A 17,472-nucleotide genomic window follows, 5' to 3' on the forward strand; every position below is an offset into this window, starting at 1 on the left:
GCCACCGCGGTCCCGGCTTCAGCGCAGCAATTCCACCAGCCGGTGCCGCGGCACGTCGACCAGCCGGAGGTCCACCAGTTCGCCCGGCACGTCGAGCGCGACGTTCGCCAGCCGCGCGTGGGCCCGCGTCAGGACCTCCGACGGGTCGTCGACCATGTCCGCGGTGACCACGGCGTGGCGGTTGTCCGGTGTGCTGCGCAGGAACCGCAGGCGGTACTTGCCGGCCATGAGGTCGGTGAGTGCCGCCTGCGAGGCCGCGTCGGCGAGGTCCGGGTGGTTGTTGGGCACGAGCAGGGCCAGGCGGCGGGCGTTGGTGCCGAGCAGGGTGCGCAGCAGCCACGGGCCGGGGTCCGCGGTGAGGTCCATGGCGACGGCGTCACCCTCGGGCGCGGACATCGACCAGTCGACGGGCCGGGTTTCAAGGGCCAGACCGCCTTCGGAGGCGATGTCGCGCAACGCGGACAGCAGCGTCGGCTTCGTGCCGGTGGCCTCCACGGACTGCGGCCCATGCGTGTAGATCGCCGATTTTCCCTTGCCCCGGCCCGTTTTGCGGGCCTTCGCGGTGGGCTGGCAGACGTAGAGGTCGGCGGCGGCGCCGATGGCCTGGGCGCCGTCGTAGCGGTTGAAGTCGGGCAGGATCGCCTCGAACGTGAGCCCGAGCGTCGCCAGCGAACGCTGCACCTGGGCGCCGAGTGCGGGGTGGCGGGGGCTGTAGCCGTAGGCCAGCAGGATGCGGCCCTCGGTCGGCTCGCGCAGCGCCTGCACGGCGCGAGCGGCGAACAGCCCCATGCCGTCCGGGGTGTAGGGCGGATCACTGAAGACGAGGTCCGCGCGGCCCGTCACGGCGGGCGGCAGGCCGACCCGCAGGTCGGCGTGCGCGGTGGCGACCTTCCGGTCGCTCGTGGAGTCCAGGTAGGACAGAACGCGCTCGTCGAGGTCCACCACGGTCAGCTCGGCCTCGGGGCACACGGCGTGCACGGCCAGCGAGGTCAGGTCGTGGTCGCCGAGGAAGAGCAGGTGGGAGCGGCGCAGGTCGTAGCGGGCGTTGAGCCACAAAGCACGCCGCAGCACCGTCTCGGGCGTCGCCTGCACGTGGTCGAGAGCGGCGAGTGGCGCCGGCACACCGGCGACCCAGCCCGAAATCGACGCGAGCAGCTCGGAATGCGCGGCCACGGCGCCGTCGAGCGGATCGGGCAACCGCGGCAGGCGGTACGCCTCGTACTCGGGCAGCGCCTCGGGTGCGATCCGGACACCCGCGGCGGAACGCTCCAGATCACGCTCCAGCGCGGCCAGCACGTCCTCGACACTGCGCCGGGGCGCCGCGGCCAGGCGCACCAGGTCGGCCAGCTCGCGGGGACCCGTGCGGAGCATGTCGATCACCTCGTACAGCGGGCGTACGCCGGCGCCGTGCGCGGTCAGGAGGTCGTCGAGAGCGGTCACAGGGGACAAGCCTACTGTGCTGCTCGTTACCAATCCGGCCACAGCCACGGCGGGAATGGTCGTCAGACGCGGTCACGTCCGGTGGGGTACCCGCCTTGTATTGGCCGGATCGGTAAGGGGCCACTGGGCGGGAAAGGCTGCCAAGGCCCGCCGAGTGGGCTACGGTCGATCTGCATCTGACGTGGGGAGAAGTCCGTGACGATCGAGTTCCGCGATGTGACCAAACGCTATCCGGACGGCACGGTGGCGGTGAACGGACTCTCGCTCACCGTCGACGACGGCACCATCACCGTGCTCGTCGGCCCTTCGGGCTGCGGAAAGACCACGTCGCTGCGCATGATCAACCGCATGGTGGAGCCCACGTCGGGTGCCGTGCTGCTCGACGGCAAGGACGTGAGCGAGGGCGACCCCGCACTGCTGCGCCGCGGCATCGGTTACGTGATCCAGCACGCCGGCCTCTTTCCACACAGGACGGTGCTCGACAACATCGCGACCGTGCCGCTGCTGTCCGGCTGGGACAAGCGCAAGGCCCGCGCCCGCGCGGCCGAGCTGCTGGAGACCGTCGGCCTGCCGAAGGAGCTGGGCAAGCGGTATCCGGCGCAGCTCTCGGGCGGCCAGCAGCAGCGCGTGGGCGTGGCCCGGGCGCTCGCGGCCGACTCGCCGGTGCTGCTGATGGACGAGCCGTTCTCGGCCGTCGACCCGATCGTGCGCGAGGAGCTGCAGGACGAGCTGCTGCGGCTGCAGTCACAGCTGGGCAAGACCATCGTGTTCGTCACGCACGACATCGACGAGGCCGTGCGGCTCGGCGACAAGATCGCGGTGCTGCGCGTGGGCGGCGTGCTCGCCCAGTACGGCACCCCGTCCGACGTGCTGCGCCACCCGGTGGACGACTTCGTGGCGTCGTTCGTCGGCCGCGACCGCGGCTACCGCGGTCTGTCCTTCGTGTCCGCCAGCGGCGTCGAGGTGTCCCCTGTGGACGTCGTGGAGCTCGGCACGAAGCTGCCGGAGCCGTCGAAGAGCTGGCAGCTCGTCGTGAACTCCGACAAGCAGCCCCGCGGCTGGCTGCCGCCGAACTCCACTGTGGACGGTGAGCTCGCGGAGGGCGACATCGTGGCCGGCGGATCCCTCTATGTGCAGGGCACGCCGATCCGCGGCGCGCTCGACGCCGCCCTGTCGTCGCCCGCCAGCCTCGGCGTGGTCGTGGACGAGGATCACCGCGTGGTGGGCACGGTCCTGGCCCGCCAGGTCCTGGACGTGATCGAGGCCACTCCGCAGGCGTCTTGATGGGCGGCTTCTTCGCCGAGCTCGGGCGCTACCTGGGCAGCGCGAACAACCGCGGCGAGATCCTCGGTGACCTGGGCGAGCACATCTACCTCGCGCTGGTGCCGCTGGTGATCGGGATCGTGCTCGCCATCGTGCTGGGCTGGCTCGGGCACCGCTGGCAGCCGGTGCGCAGTGTGCTGCTGGTGGTGGCGAACCTGCTGTACACGATCCCGTCGCTGGCGCTGTTCGTGGTGATCCCGGGCCTGATCGGGTCGAAGATCCTCGACAGCATCAACGTGATCGTCGCGCTCACGATCTACACCGCGGCTTTGCTCGTACGCCCGGTGCTGGACGCGCTCGAGGCCGTGCCGTCGCACATCATCGCCGCCGCCACCGCCATCGGCTACCGGGCGCCGCGGCGCTTCCTCGGCGTGGAGCTGCCGCTTTCGGTGCCGGTGCTCGCCGCGGGCGTGCGCGTGGCGTCGGTGAGCAACATCAGCCTTGTGAGCGTCGGCGCGCTGATCGGCACCGGCGGGCTGGGCGTGCTGTTCACCGACGGCTTCCAGCGCGAGTACTTCTCGCCGATCGTGGTCGGCATCGTGCTCACGCTGCTGCTGGCCCTGGTCGTCGACGTGGTGCTCGTGCAGCTGCGCAACGTCCTGACCCCGTGGGAGCGAACCGGCCGCGCGCCCGTGCTGGCGGAGGCTGCGGCGTGAACGTCTTCGACTGGTTCACCACGGCCGCCAACTGGCAGGGTCCGGACGGCATCGCCACGCGCTTGGGCGAGCACCTCGGCTACGTGCTGCTCGCGCTGGTCATCGCCGTCGTGATCGCGTTCCCGCTCGGCCTGTGGGTCGGGCACACCGGCCGCGGCGCCGTGGTGTTGGTGGGCGCGGGCAACGCGATCCGCGCGCTGCCGACGCTGGGGCTCGTCACGTTCCTGTTCCTGCTCTTCACCGAGAGCACCACGGCCACGATCATCGGCCTCGTGGTGCTGGCGATCCCGCCCGTGCTGGCCGGCACTTACGCGGGCCTGCAAGCGGCCGAGCACGACGTGGTCGACGCCGCGGAGGGCATCGGCATGACGGGCTGGCAGCAGCTGTGGAAGGTCGAGCTGCCGATCGCGTTGCCGCTGGTGCTGGGCGGGATCCGCAACGCCGTGCTGCAGCTGATCGCGACGGCGGCGGTCGCCGCGTACGTCGGGCTCGGCGGCCTCGGCCGGTTCCTGCTCGACGGGCTGGCCATCCTCGACTACACGGAGGTCGTCGCGGGCGCCATCCTCACGGCGTTGCTGGCGATCGCGTTCGACCTGGTGCTCGCCGCGGTGCAGCGCGCACTCGTGCCGAAGGGCGTCCGGCTCGCCACGCAGGCGAGCACCGGCTCGGCCGCGGCGGCGGGAGGTGTGGCGTGAGGCGCTGGGGTCTGGTCTTGGTGTCGTTGGCCTTGGTTGTTTCGGGTTGCGGCAACCCGCTCGCCGGCGGCGGCGAGGGCGGCACGACGGGCGACATCATCATCGGCGCGTCCGACGTCGGCGAAAGCCTCCTGCTGGCCCAGATCTACGCCGGCGCGCTGCGCGACGCCGGTGCCCGGAACGTGACGGTGCGCCCGCCGGTCGGCAGCCGCGAGGTCGTGGTGAAGGCCCTGCAGGACAAGTCCCTTTCGGTGGTGCCCGACTACAGCGGCAACCTCCTGCGCTACTTCGACAAGGACACACAGGCGACCACTTCGGACGATGTGTACGCGCAGCTCAAGCAGAAGCTGCCGGCCGGGTTCGAGGTCCTCGACCAGGCTCCGGCGCAGGACAAGGACTTGCTCGTGGTGCGCCCCGAACTGGCGGCCTCCGGCGTCCGCACGTTCTCGGACCTTGGCCGGCGCTGCGGCGAGCTGGTGATGGGCGGGCCGGGCCAGTGGAGCAGCAGGTGGAAGGACCGCATCCAACAGCTGTACGGCTGCTCCTTCAAGGAGATCCGCACCACCGACACCGGCGGCCCCGTCACCGTGGCCGCGCTGAAGTCCGGCGAGGTTCAGGTGGCCGACCTGTTCAGCACGTCGTCGACGATCAAGTCCAACGGCTTCGTCCCGCTGGACGACGACAAGAACATGTTCCCGGCGCAGAACATCGTGCCGCTCGTCGCCCGCGGGACGCTGTCACCGGCCGAGGTCGCCGCCCTCAACCGCGTCTCGGCCGCCCTGACGACCGACCAGCTGACCGAGCTGAACGTCCAGTTCACCGACGAGAAGCGCAACCCACTGGACATCGCCGACGACTTCCTGGCGCGCAACCACTTGAAGGCTTGAGCCGTCAGCGGAATTCGTGCACGACCTCGATCTCACCGATGATGTGCCGGTTGAACTCCTCCAGCTCCTCGGCCGGCACCCACAGCTCGAGGATCGTCTCGCCGCCCGCCTGCTGCACCGGGTAGCGCTCCAGGAACTCCGTCTCCACCTCGAACCGCGTGACGAACCCGGCGCCGTCGTGGCGGACGTTCCAGTCCCTCGCGATGCGCACCGCGTAGTCCTCGTTGAGCACCGGGTAGAAGATCGGCTGCTCCGGCAGCCGCGGCGGCCACGCGCGCCACTGGAGCTCCCGCACGAGCTCCAGCTCCACCGGCCCGGTGGGTCGCCAAAGGATGGTCATCGGCTTTCTTTCACAGTCGTTCGAACGCGGGCGCGTACCGGAAGGCGCCCCGGTTTTCCGGCTTGTGGCCGGCCAGCGTGCGGGCCTGGAAGTGCTGCGCCCACTCGGGCACCGGCGGTGTGATTCCCAGCCGCTCGGCCGGCACGAACCCGAACCTGCGGTAGTACCCCGGATCGCCCAGCAGGACCACGAGTGCGAACCCGAGCGCGTCGGCGGCCGCGAGCGTCGCGTGCACGAGCGCCGACCCCGCCCCGCGGCGCTGAAACTCCGGCAGCACCCCGAGCGGCCCGAAGCCCAGCGCGGATTTCGGATCGTCCCCGAGCAAAGCCGGGCTCGAGCACGCGTGGCCGGCGACCTCGCCGTTGTGCTCGGCGACCAGCGACAACGCGGGGATGAGGTCCCCGTCCGCTCGCAGTCCGTCGACGAGTACGGCCTCGGGCACCGTGGTGAGCCCGGGTTGCGCGAACGCGGCCGTGTGCACGGCGCGGATCGCGGTCTCGTCGCCGTGAACGGCTTGGCGGATCAGCATGGGGGTGAATTCTTCCTGGCCGCGCGTGCACGGGTAAAACTCTTTTCCGCTTACGCGAATGGTCCGAACAGCGCAACGCGGTGAAAACCTCCGAGACGACTCTTCTTCCTGCGACCAGTGCCGCGCACCTAGCCTCAGGCCAACTGGTGAACGCGCTGGTCGAGGAGGGACGAACTGTGCGCAAATCTCGGGGAACAGTGACCAGAAGCCTGACGATCCTGGGGAGTGCCGCGTCGATCGCGACCGTCACCGTGTTCGGGAGCGGCGTGGCGGCCGCGCAGGAGGGCGCGATCGTCGGTGCGGGTGGTGCCGGTGCGGTGAAGGACAGCTACCTCGTGGTGCTCAAGGACGGCGCCTCGGTGGAGGCGACGGCGAAGAACGTCACCGGCCGCCACGGCGGCTCGGTCGAGCGCACGTTCTCGAAGGCCTTGCGCGGCTTCACCGGCACGATGTCCGAGACGCAGGCCAAGCGCACCGCCGCCGACCCCGCTGTGTCCTTTGTGGAGCAGAACCGCGTGGTCCACGTCATGACGGACCAGCCGGACCCGCCGTCGTGGGGCCTCGACCGGGTGGATCAGCGTGAACTGCCGCTGGACGCGGATTACAGCTACAGCACGACGGCGGCCGACGTGCACGCGTACGTGATCGACACCGGGATCAACCTCACCCACTCTGAGTTCGACGGCCGCGCGGTATCCGGATACGACTTCGTGGACAACGATTCCGACGCCACCGACTGCTACGGCCACGGCACCCACGTGGCCGGCACGATCGGCGGCACGACCTTCGGCGTGGCGAAGGAAGTCAGCCTGACGGCGGTGCGCGTGCTCGACTGCACCGGCAGCGGCACGCTCGACCAGGTCGTCGCCGGCATCGACTGGGTCACCGAGAACGCCGAGCTGCCGGCCGTGGCGAACATGAGCCTCGGCGGCCCCGTGTCCACTGTGGTGGACGAGGCCGTGCAGCGGTCGATCGCCGCGGGTGTGACCTATGGCATCGCGGGCGGCAACTCCTACGGCGGCAGTGCGTGTGACGCCTCGCCCGCCCGCGTACCCGAGGCGATCACCGTCGGCTCCACCACGGACACCGATGCCAGGTCCGCCTTCTCCAACACCGGCTCGTGCCTCGACCTGTTCGCGCCGGGCTCCGACATCACGTCCGCCTGGATCGGCAGCGACACCGCGACCAACACCATCAGCGGCACGTCGATGGCGACTCCGCACGTGGTCGGCGCCGCCGCGCTGTACCTGGCGGACCACCCGTCGGCCACACCCGAAGAGGTCCGCGACGCGCTGGTCGACGCGGGGACGAAGGACGAGATCACCGACGCGGGCACGGAGTCGCCGAACGTTCTGGTGTATTCAGGTACCGACGGCACCGGCGACCCCGATTGACGAGTTGCCTGCCGGGGTCAACCCTTCGACGTGGCAGCAGAAACCTCTGACTCACGTCGCGTGAGAACCAACGGCCCATCCTCCGTGACGGCCACCGTGTGCTCGGAATGCGCCGTCCGGGAGCCGTCGGCCGAGCGGATCGTCCAGCCGTCGGGGTCGTAAACGATGCGGTCCGTCGTGCGCGCGAACCAAGGCTCCAGCGCGAGCGTCAGACCCGGCCGGAGTTTCAAGCCGCGCCCCGCCGTGCCCTTGTTGGAGACGTGCAGGTCCTCGTGCATGGTGCGGCCGATGCCGTGGCCGCCGAACTCCGTGTTGACCGGGTAGCCGTGAGAGCCGGCCACCGCGTAGATCGCCGCGGAGATGTCGCCAAGGCGGTTGCCCGGCAGAGCCGCCGAAATCGCCGCCTCCAGCGCTTCCTCGGTGGCTCGGATGATCCTCAGGTCCTCCTCGGCCGGAGCCCCGACGATGACCGTGCGCGCCGAGTCGGCGACCCAGCCGTCGATGCTGACCGCGAGGTCCGCGGTGAGCACGTCGCCGTCGCGCAGGACGTAGTCGTGGGGCAGGCCGTGCAGGACCGCGTCGTTGACCGAAAGGCAGATGACGTTGCGGAACGGCCCCTCGCCGAACGAAGGCGCGTAGTCCCAGTAGCACGACTCCGCCCCGCGCCGCTTGATCATGCCGCGCGCGTGGTGCTCGAGGTCCAGGAGGTTGACGCCCACGTCGGCGAGCCGGCCGACCTCGGTGAGGACCTCCGCGACGAAGCGGCCGGTCACGTGCATGCGGTCGATCTCCGCAGGCGTCTTCAGTTCGATCACGAAAAACCTCGCAGCACAAAAGGTATAGTTATACCGCCACCTTAACACTGGCCGGTATAGAAATACCACCAAACGCCCGGAGGCCACCACGGGCGAACCGTGGTGGCCTCCGGAGAAAGACCAGCGATCAGTCGAACGCCTTCGCGATCAGCGCCTTCTGCTCCACCTCGTGCACCTTCGACGAACCCGCCGACGGCGCGGCCATCGGGCGGCGCGAGACGACCTGCAGGCCGGCGAAGACCTCCGGGAACTTCCGCGGCAGGTTGAGACCGAAGAACGGCCACGCGCCCTGGTTCTCCGGCTCCTCCTGGACCCACGCGATCTGCGTCGCGTTGCTGTAGCGCTCGATGGCGGCGAGCAACTTGCGCTTCGGCAGCGGGTAGTACTGCTCGATGCGCACGATCGCGACGTCGTTCGCCTCGCGCTTGTTGCGCTCGGCCACCAGTTCCCAGTAGAGCTTGCCCGAGGTCAGCAGCACCTTGCGGACGCCGTCGGGGTTCTGGGTGGTGTCGTCGATGACGGACATGAACCGGCTCTGGCCGGTGAAGTCCTCGACCGCCGACGTCGCGGCCTTGTTGCGCAGCATCGACTTCGGCGTGAAGACCACCAGCGGACGCTGGATGCCGTCGAGGGCGTGGCGGCGCAGCAGGTGGAAGTAGTTCGCCGGGGTCGACGGCACGGCGACGGTCATCGAGCCCTCGGCGCACAGCGAGAGGAAGCGCTCGATACGGCCGGACGTGTGGTCCGGGCCCTGGCCCTCTTGGCCGTGCGGCAGCAGCAGCACGACGTCGGAGCGCTGGCCCCACTTGGCCTCGCCCGAGGAGATGTACTCGTCGATCACGGTCTGCGCGCCGTTGACGAAGTCACCGAACTGCGCTTCCCACATGACCAGCGACTCGGGGTTCGCCACGGCGTAGCCGTACTCGAAGCCGACGGCCGCGTACTCCGACAGCGCCGAGTCGTAGATCATCACGCGGCCCTGGCCCTCGGCCAGGTTCTGCAGCGGCGAGTACTCCTGGCCGGTCTTGCGGTCGATGAACACCGAGTGCCGCTGCGTGAACGTGCCGCGGCGCGAGTCCTGGCCGGACAGCCGCACCAGGCGGCCCTCCATCGCCAGCGAGCCGAACGCGAGCAGCTCGCCGAACGCCCAGTCGACGTCGCCTTCGCGCGACATCTTGTGGCGGCGCTCCATGACCGGCTTCACGCGCGGGTGCGGGGTGAAGCCCTCGGGGACGTTGACGAACGCGTCGCCGATCCGCTCCACGACTTCCTGCGAGACGGCAGTGGTGACCTTCGCCGGCACCTGCTGCTCTTCCTCGACCGAGGGGCTCGCCTTCGCCGGGTGCTTCTCGAGCTCGCGCACCTCGTTGAAGACGTGCTCCAGCTGGCTGGAGAAGTCGCGCAGCGCGGCTTCGGCCTCTTCGACGGAGATGTCCCCGCGGCCGATCAGCGACTCGGTGTACGTCTTCCGGACCGAGCGCTTGGTGTCGATGATGTCGTACATCGCCGGCTGCGTCATCGAGGGGTCGTCGCCCTCGTTGTGGCCGCGGCGGCGGTAGCAGATCAGGTCGATGACCACGTCCTTGTGGAACGCCTGGCGGTACTCCATGGCCAGCTTGGCCACCCAGTGGGCGGCTTCCGGGTCGTCGCCGTTCACGTGGAAGATCGGCGAGCCGATCATCTTCGCGACGTCGGTGGCGTACTGCGACGAGCGCGAGTGCTCGGGCGCGGTGGTGAAGCCGACCTGGTTGTTCACGATCACGTGCACGGTGCCGCCGGTGCGGTAGCCGCGCAGCAGCGCGAGGTTCAGGGTCTCGGCCACGACGCCCTGGCCCGCGAAGGCCGCGTCGCCGTGCATCAGGACGGGCAGTACCGAGTAGCCCCCGGTGGCGCTGTCGCCCTTGTCGAGGATGTCCTGCTTGGCGCGGACGATGCCCTCGAGCACCGGGTCGACCGTCTCGAGGTGCGACGGGTTCGAGGCCAGCGACACCTTCGTCTCGCCGTCGCCGAACATCCGGAAGTACTTGCCCTCGGCGCCGAGGTGGTACTTCACGTCGCCGGAGCCGTGGGCCTGGCCCGGGTCGAGGTTGCCCTCGAACTCCTGGAAGATCTGGCTGATCGGCTTGCCGACGATGTTGGCCAGCACGTTGAGGCGGCCGCGGTGCGGCATGCCGATCACGACCTCGTCGAGCTCGTGCTCGGCGGCCTTGTCCAGCAGCGTGTCGAGCAGCGGGATCGCCGTCTCGCCGCCTTCCAGCGAGAAGCGCTTCTGGCCGACGTACTTCGTCTGCAGGAAGGTCTCGAACGCCTCGGCGGCGTTGAGCTTCGACAGCACGTACTTCTGGACGGTGGAGTCCGGCTTCTCGTGCGGGATCTCCACGCGGTCCTGGATCCAGCGCCGCTCCTCGGGGTCGAGGATGTGCGTGTACTCGATGCCGACGGTGCGGCAGTACGAGTTGCGCAGCACGCCCAGGATGTCGCGCAGGGTCATGCGCTCCTGGCCGGAGAAGCCGCCGACCGGGAACTCGCGGTCGAGGTCCCAGAGGGTGAGGCCGTGGGAGATGACGTCGAGGTCGACGTGGCTGCGCTGGCGGTAGTTCAGCGGGTCCGTGTCGGCCATCAGGTGGCCGCGCGTGCGGAACGCGTCGATCAGCTCGATCACGCGGGCGGTCTTGTCGACCGGGCCCTCGGGGATGTCGGCGACCCAGCGGATCGGCTCGTACGGCAGGCGCAGGCTGGTGAAGACGTCGTCGTAGAAGCCGTCGCCGCCGAGCAGCAGCTCGTGGATGCGCTTGAGGTACTCGCCCGACTCGGCGCCCTGGATGATGCGGTGGTCGTAGGTGGACGTCAGCGTCATGATCTTGCTGACGGCCAGGTCGACCAGCGTCTTCTCGCTCGTGCCCTCGAACGCCGCCGGGTACTGCATGGCGCCGACGCCGATGATCGCGCCCTGGCCGGCCGACAGGCGCGGCACCGAGTGGTTGGTGCCGATGCCGCCCGGGTTGGTCAGCGAGATGGTGGTGCCGGCGAAGTCGTCCGCGGTGAGCTTGTTGTTGCGGGCCTTCTTGATCACGTCCTCGTAGGCCTGCCAGAACTGCAGGAACGACATGTCCTCGACACCCTTGACCGAGGCCACGACGAGGGTGCGCGCACCCTCCTTGCCCTTCATGTCGATGGCGAGGCCGAAGTTCACGTGTTCCGGCGTGACCGAGAACGGCTTCCCGTCGATCAGCTGGTAGTGCCGGTTCATGTTCGGGAAGTCCTTCAGCGCCCGCACCATGGCATAGCCGATGAGGTGCGTGAAGGAGATCTTGCCGCCGCGGGTGCGGTTGAGGTGGTTGTTGATGACGATGCGGTTGTCCGCCATCAGCTTCGCCGGGACGGCGCGCACGCTGGTCGCGGTGGGCACCGTCAGCGACGCGTCCATGTTCTTCGCGATCGCCGCGGCAGCGCCGCGCAGCTGCTTGGTTTCGGGCTCTTCCTTCGCCGCCGGCGTGGCGGCGGGCGCCTTCTCGGCGGCCTTCGGAGCCGGCTTCGCGGGCGCGCTCTTCGGCGCCGGTGCCGGGGCCGGGGCCGGCGCGGGGGCGGCCGGCTTGGTCGGCGCCGACTGCCGGGCGGCCGACTCGGCGTTCTGGACCGCCTTGGCGGACGGTTCGGTCGCGTGGCCGTTTCCGCTGGCCGCAGTGGTGGCCGCGCTCTGGCGCGCACTGTCGGCCTTCGCCTGTGCCGTCTGCGTCGGCTTGAAGTCTGCGAAGAAGTCGTGCCAGGCGGCATCGACTGAGGAAGGGTCCGCGAGGAACTGGTCGTACATTTCCTCGACCAGCCACTCGTTAGGGCCGAACTGTGACGCAGGGCTGCTGCTGGACACGGCTTGGGCTCGCCTCTATCCGTCTCGATCTTGTCTGTGCTAATGCGCCTACCAGGCTAACCCCCTCCGTGACGGCCGTGTGATGGAACTGCCCCGTGTGAGGCGTGGCGCACTAAGGGATCGATCACTGACTCGATCAAGTGTCCCGAGGAGCGGACTTCTGAGGTAAGGGAGATTCGCCGGTCACGACCATTTCGGGCAACGTTGGTGCCTCCTTCGCCGAGGCGCCCGCACGCGTTCACGCCCACCCGGTGCACTGTCGGAAGGATGCGGCCCACGTCGGCTGTGCGGCCGCCCTGGCGCTCCGAGGTGGTGCAGCACGATGTGGCTCGTCGAATGTCCCTCGTTCTGGGACCAGGGGCTCATCCGCCCCCTGGTCGTCGAGAACGGCAAGGTCGTCCTCATGTGCGACTCCTGCGGTGTGGTCTGGCACACCCCCGCCGGCATCGACGACTTCGAGCACGTCGCACCCTGCGAACCCGACTGGTCCATCGACCAGGACAGCCACGTCCGCCCGGGCACGGTCCGCTGGGCCTCCGAGGCGGAGGTCACCTCGGCCGGGTGGGGCGAGCTGGCCTGGCGTGAGCTGCCCTAGTTCTCTTCGGTCGCGTTCTCCTCGGCCGCGTCCACGGCCTCGGCCAGTTCGGCGGACAACGGGTACGGCGGCTCGGCCGGCAGCAGCGCCCGCGCTTCGGCGACCCGCCCGCCGGCGAGGTGCTCACGGATGGCGCGCATGACCGGCGTGACATCGGTGACCGTGGTGATCCACTCGCCCACGTACCGGTCCACGGCCTCGCCGCTCAGCCCGAGCTGGATCGAGCGGTGCGGCAGCGGCCGGTGGTGCACGTCGCGCTCGGGGTCCCACTGCACGCGGACCGGGCTGATCCGCATCGCGGCCTTCCACGCTGCCTCGTCGCGGTGCATCCGCGGGTCGAAGTGGCTCAGCGCCGCGTGGGCGAGCACCCAGGCGAAGCCCTCGCGCGTCAGGTCCAATGCCAGCGCGCGCTCCTGGCCGGGCTTGGTCGCCCAGCCGCAGCGGTAGCCCATCCACGTGAACGACGGCTTGATCCACGTCATCCGCTCCCGCTTGAACGGCGCCACGAACGTGCCCGCCGCCAGCGCCGCGTCGGCGATCTCCGGTGAATACGCCTGGTAGACGCGGATCGTCCGGTCGTCGTGGCGCGCGCGGATCTGATGGGCCGGGACCCTGGCCTCTTCGAATACCGTCTCTTCGAACACTCTCCAGATTCTCGTGTCGTGCGCCGGTTCCTGGCGAAGGCTTTTCCGCCGACGTCAGCCGAGGGACCACAAGCGGGCGTAGTGGCCGCCGGCCGCCAGGAGTTCGGCGTGGGTGCCCTGTTCGATGATGCGGCCGTGGGCGAGGACGACGATGCGGTCGGCCTTCGCGGCGGTGGCCAGGCGGTGCGCGACGACGAAGGTGGTGCGGCGGCGCGCGAGGTGTTCGGTGGCGCGCAGGACGGCCGCCTCGGTGGAGGGGTCGAGGGCGGCGGTGGCCTCGTCGAGCAGCAGGACGTCGGGGTTGACGAGCTCGGCGCGGGCGAGCGCGACGAGCTGGCGCTGGCCCGCGGACAGCGACCGGCCGCGTTCGCCGACGGGCTGGAGGAAGCCGGCGGGCAGGGCGGCGACGCCGTCGAGCGCGCCGACCGAGCGGACGGCCGCCTCGACCTCCGCGTCGGTCGCGCCGGGGCGGCCATAGCGGACGTTGTCGGCGACGGTGCCGGAGAACAGGTGCGCCTCCTGCGGCACGACGCCCATGCGGGCGCGCAGGCCGGCCAGGTCGTACTCGCGGACGTCGACGCCGTCGATCAGCACCGCGCCGCCCGTGGCGTCGTAGTAGCGCGCCACCAGCTTCACCGCCGTGGACTTGCCCGCTCCCGTCGCGCCGACCAGCGCCACGGTCTCGCCCGGCGCCACGTCCAGCGACAGCTTCTCCAGCGCCGGCTGCTCGGCGCCCGTGTAAGAGAAGTCGACGTCCTTGAACGTCACCTCGCCGCTCAGGTGCTCCGGCAGCGCGATCGGGTGCGCGGCGGGCGGCACCGACGTCGGCGTGCGCAGCAGGTCGCCGATGCGGGCCAGGCCGACGGCCGCCTGCTGGTAGCCGTCGAACACCGCCGACAGCTGCTGGATCGGCGAGAAGAACTGCTGCAGGTACAGCAGGAACCCGAGCAGCACGCCCGCCTCCAGCGTGCCCGCGGCCACGCGGTTGGCGCCGACCACGAGCACCGTGGTGGTCGCCAGATCGGACATCAGCGCCACCAGCGGGAAGTACGTGGCGACGTAGCGCTGCGCCCGCAGCCGCGAGCGCCGGTACGCGTCGCTGCGCGAAGCGAACGCCTCCGCCGAACGCTCTTCTCGCGTGTACGCCTGGGCGACCCGCAGACCGCTCACGTTCTCCTGCAGGTCGGCGTTGACCACGCTGACCTTCTCGCGCGCTTCGGAATACGCCCGCGAAGCGACCCTTCGGAAGATCACCGTCGACACCAGCAGAATGGGCAGCAGGGCAAGCGCGTACATCGCCAGTGACGCGTCGGTGACCAGCAGCGCGACGGTGATGCCCACCAGCGTCAGCACGCTCACCACGGCGGTGGCGAGGCCGGTCTGCAGGAACGTGGACAACGCGTCGACGTCCGTGGTCATCCGGGTCATGATCTTCCCGGACAGCTCACGCTCGTAGTAGTCGAGCCCGAGCCGCTGCAGGTGCGCGTAGCTGCGCACGCGCAGCGAGTACAGCACCGTCTCGCCGACGCGCGCGGTGAGCCGCGTCTGGCCGCGCACCACGAACCAGTCGGCCGCGACCACGAGCGCGCCGATGCCCGCCATCAGCCAGATCACGCTGACGACACCCGGCTGCACGCCGTGGTCCACCCCTCGCTGGTACAGCGCGGGCAGCGCCAGCGACGCCAGCGCGTCGGCCGCCACCAGCGCGATCACCGCGACCAGCGGCCACCGCACGGGCCGCAGCAGCCGCGAAAGCCGGAACCCCGGGTCGGCGGCTGTGATGTCCACATCGGACAGTCGTGGCCGGTCGTCGGCGGGCGGCAGCTTCCGCACGCCCTCCAGCAGCTCCGGCGTCGGCGGTACGTCGGCTCCCGCGCCGCCGCCCCCGACGAAACCGGTTCCACCGCCCGGTGTGCCCCCGCGTGCGGCGGCGGCTTCGGCGAGCGCGTCGACCTCGTCGCGGTCGTCGCGCGGCCACAACACCGGCGTGATGCCGCTGGCGTCGGGCTCGAGGCCCTCGCAGCGGTGCGGCTTCTCGACGTCGTCGCCCGGGCCCGCCACGAGCTCGCGGAACAGTGGGCAGCGCGCCTGCAGTTCCTCCTCCGTGCCGACGTCGACGACCTTGCCCTGGTCGAGCACGGCGATCCGGTCGGCGAGCTGCAGCGTGGAACGGCGGTGTGCGATGAGCAAGGTGGTGCGCGAGGCCGTGACCGAGCGCAGCGTGTCGTGGATCGCGGCCTCGGTGACGGTGTCGATCGCCGACGTCGCGTCGTCCAGGATCAGCACGCGTGGGTCGGTCATCAGCGCCCGCGCGAGGCCCAGGCGCTGGCGCTGCCCGCCCGAGAGCGTGAGGCCGCGCTCGCCGACCTCCGTGTCGTAGCCGTGGGGCAGGGCGCGGATGAAATCGTCGGCCTCGGCCGCGCGCGCCGCCGCGTACACCTCTTCATCGCTCGCGTCGGGCCGCCCGTAGGCGATGTTGTCGCGCACGGACGAGGAGAACAGGAACGCCTCCTCGAACACCACGCCGATCGCCTGCCGCAGCTGCTTGAGCGGCACATCGCGCACGTCGAGGCCGCCGATGCGGACCACGCCGGCGTGCGCGTCGTAGAAGCGCGGCAGCAGGAGCGAGATCGTGGACTTGCCCGATCCCGCGGTGCCCACCAGCGCGAGCGTCTCGCCAGGCCGCGCGGTGAGCGTGAGGCCGTCGAGCACCGGCTCGCTGCGGGTGTAGCCGAACTTCACGTCTTCCAGCTCGACGCCGAGCGGGCCCTCGGGCAGCGGCCGCGCGTCGGGGCGGTCCACCACGTCGGGCTGTGCGTCGATGAGCTCGTAGACGCGCTCGGCGCCCGCGCGCGTGAGCTGCGCCTGCACCACCAGGCCGGACAGCATCCGAGCGGGCCCGATCAGCGTGGCGAGGTAGGTGGCGAACGCGAGGAAGGTGCCGAGGCTGATCTGGCCGTTCAGCGCCAGGACGCCGCCGATCGCGAGCACCGCGACCTGGCCGGCGGCCGGCAGCGCGGTGGTCGTGGCCGTGGGCACCGCGGACAGCCTGGCCGCACGCAGCCGCTCGGCGAACAACCGCCGCGCCGTGCGTTCCAGCCGCGAGACCTCACGCGACTCCTGGCCGAAGCCCTTCACCACGCGCACGCCGGTGACGGTCTCCTCCACCTGCTGCGCCACGTCGGCCGCGCGCTGCTGCGCCGACCACGTGGCCGGGAAGAGCCGTTTGCGGCTCAACGTGACGATGATGCCGACGGCCGGCGCCACCACCAGCGCGATGAGCGTGAGCAGCGGCGACATCCACAGCATCGCCCCCAGCGCGAGCAGCGCGAAGATCACCGACCCCGCCGACAGCGGCACCTGCATCAGCAACCCGGTCACGAGCTGCAGGTCGGAGATCGCCCGCGAGACCACCTGGCCGGTGCGCAGCGCGTCCTGCTTGCCGCCGTCGAGCCGCGAGACGGAGCCGAACACGCGGTTGCGCAGGTCGTGCTGCACGTCGAGCGCGAGCCGGCCGCCGACGTAGCGGCGCAGGAACGCCGAGCCGAACGCCACCACCTGCAGCGTGACCAACGCGGCCGCGATGCCGCCGAGGCCCGCGGTGTGCCCCGCCACCGCGTCGTCGACCGCTGCGCGCACGAGCAGCGGGCTCGCCGCCTGTACACCCACGGACAGGATCGCCGCGGCCATCGCGAGCACGACGACGCCCCGGTGCTCCCAGCACGCGGCCGAGAGCCGTCGGACCCAGCCGACGGGAGGAGCCGGCGTCTCAGCAGCCGGGCGGTCTTGACGCGCACGCGTCGCAGTGGTGGTCACGTTCTCAATCTAGGCACGGGGACCGACTTTTTATTCCGCTTTGAAGGGGTGACGGGTCCCTTCACCCCTTCAGTCGCCGCCGCACGACCGCGGCCTGGCAAAGAAAGCGCCTGTGCCGCAACGCATCGCGGCCGGCGGGAACCACGCTGGGTCGGTCATCGATCGCACGGCGGGGCTCCGGGGGCTGGGCCCCCCGGGCAATACATCGCCGCTTCGAGGGGAGCATGAAGTGCGAACAGGCATCGCGGCCGGCGGGAGCCACGCTGGGTCGGTCACCGATCGCACCGCGGGGCTCCGGGGGCTGGGCCCCCGGGCAATACATCGCCCCTTCCAGGGGAGCACGAAGTGCGAACACGCATCGCGGCCGGCGGGAACCACGCTGGGTCGGTCACCGATCGCACCGCGGGGCTCCGGGGGCTGGGCCCCCGGGCAATACATCGCCCCTTCCAGGGGAGCACGAAGTGCGAACA

The 17,472-nt window shown here is 70.5% G+C and carries 12 protein-coding genes and 1 pseudogene; 6 read left to right on the forward strand and 7 right to left on the reverse strand.

What is annotated here, in order from left to right:
• Positions 1-18 precede the first annotated feature (18 nt).
• Entirely contained in the window at positions 19-1,440 is a 1,422-nt protein-coding gene (locus ABZU76_RS03525; RefSeq protein ID WP_354864613.1) for a bis-aminopropyl spermidine synthase family protein, read from the reverse strand.
• 195 nt (positions 1,441-1,635) lie between these two features.
• Here ABZU76_RS03525 and ABZU76_RS03530 point away from each other — a divergent pair, with 195 nt between their 5' ends.
• Genes ABZU76_RS03530 through ABZU76_RS03545 form a run of 4 tightly spaced genes read left to right on the forward strand, consistent with a single transcriptional unit; the run spans position 1,636 to position 5,001 of the window.
• Positions 1,636-2,724, forward strand: coding sequence for an ATP-binding cassette domain-containing protein (locus ABZU76_RS03530; RefSeq protein ID WP_354864615.1), 1,089 nt, complete (start codon positions 1,636-1,638; stop codon positions 2,722-2,724).
• Entirely contained in the window at positions 2,724-3,419 is a 696-nt protein-coding gene (locus ABZU76_RS03535; RefSeq protein WP_354864617.1) for an ABC transporter permease subunit, read from the forward strand. Before ABZU76_RS03530 ends, ABZU76_RS03535 begins: the two co-directional genes overlap by 1 nt.
• Entirely contained in the window at positions 3,416-4,114 is a 699-nt protein-coding gene (locus tag ABZU76_RS03540) for an ABC transporter permease (protein ID WP_354864619.1), read from the forward strand. Before ABZU76_RS03535 ends, ABZU76_RS03540 begins: the two co-directional genes overlap by 4 nt.
• Positions 4,111-5,001, forward strand: a complete 891-nt coding sequence (locus ABZU76_RS03545; RefSeq protein ID WP_354864621.1) for an ABC transporter substrate-binding protein — start codon at positions 4,111-4,113, stop codon at positions 4,999-5,001. The genes ABZU76_RS03540 and ABZU76_RS03545 overlap by 4 nt, the downstream gene beginning before the upstream one ends.
• Before the next feature lie 4 nt (positions 5,002-5,005).
• On the opposite strand, the gene ABZU76_RS03550 is transcribed toward ABZU76_RS03545, so the two are convergent.
• Both ABZU76_RS03550 and ABZU76_RS03555 read right to left on the reverse strand, forming a co-directional pair.
• Positions 5,006-5,341, reverse strand: coding sequence for a hypothetical protein (locus tag ABZU76_RS03550; RefSeq protein ID WP_354864623.1), 336 nt, complete (start codon positions 5,339-5,341; stop codon positions 5,006-5,008).
• Positions 5,342-5,351: 10 nt separating this feature from the next.
• Entirely contained in the window at positions 5,352-5,870 is a 519-nt protein-coding gene (locus ABZU76_RS03555; protein ID WP_354864625.1) for an N-acetyltransferase, read from the reverse strand.
• Between the two features lie 176 nt (positions 5,871-6,046).
• Between ABZU76_RS03555 and ABZU76_RS03560 the strand changes: the two are divergent.
• Positions 6,047-7,249: pseudogene (locus tag ABZU76_RS03560) on the forward strand (S8 family peptidase); the annotation flags it as partial.
• Between the two features lie 32 nt (positions 7,250-7,281).
• On the opposite strand, the gene map reads toward ABZU76_RS03560, so the two are convergent.
• The gene (gene map / locus ABZU76_RS03565) at positions 7,282-8,079 is read right to left on the reverse strand and encodes a type I methionyl aminopeptidase (protein ID WP_354864627.1); all 798 of its coding nucleotides are present in this window, start codon (positions 8,077-8,079) and stop codon (positions 7,282-7,284) included.
• A gap of 127 nt (positions 8,080-8,206) precedes the next feature.
• A complete protein-coding gene (locus tag ABZU76_RS03570) occupies positions 8,207-11,947 on the reverse strand; it encodes a multifunctional oxoglutarate decarboxylase/oxoglutarate dehydrogenase thiamine pyrophosphate-binding subunit/dihydrolipoyllysine-residue succinyltransferase subunit (protein WP_354864629.1) in 3,741 nt (1,246 codons plus the stop codon).
• Positions 11,948-12,269: 322 nt separating this feature from the next.
• Here ABZU76_RS03570 and ABZU76_RS03575 point away from each other — a divergent pair, with 322 nt between their 5' ends.
• A complete protein-coding gene (locus ABZU76_RS03575; RefSeq protein ID WP_220243991.1) occupies positions 12,270-12,542 on the forward strand; it encodes a hypothetical protein in 273 nt (90 codons plus the stop codon).
• On the opposite strand, the gene ABZU76_RS03580 is transcribed toward ABZU76_RS03575, so the two are convergent.
• Positions 12,539-13,186 (reverse strand): DUF4291 domain-containing protein, encoded by a 648-nt coding sequence (locus ABZU76_RS03580; RefSeq protein ID WP_354864631.1) that lies wholly within the window; start codon positions 13,184-13,186, stop codon positions 12,539-12,541. The two genes, ABZU76_RS03575 and ABZU76_RS03580, sit on opposite strands and share 4 nt — an antisense overlap.
• Positions 13,187-13,240: 54 nt before the next feature.
• Complete coding sequence (locus ABZU76_RS03585; protein WP_354864633.1) at positions 13,241-17,002, reverse strand: ABC transporter ATP-binding protein; 3,762 nt, start codon at positions 17,000-17,002, stop codon at positions 13,241-13,243.
• Between the last annotated feature and the right edge of the window lie 470 nt (positions 17,003-17,472).

Source organism: Amycolatopsis sp. NPDC005232, from assembly GCF_040607795.1.
In the GTDB taxonomy this organism is placed as follows: domain Bacteria; phylum Actinomycetota; class Actinomycetes; order Mycobacteriales; family Pseudonocardiaceae; genus Amycolatopsis.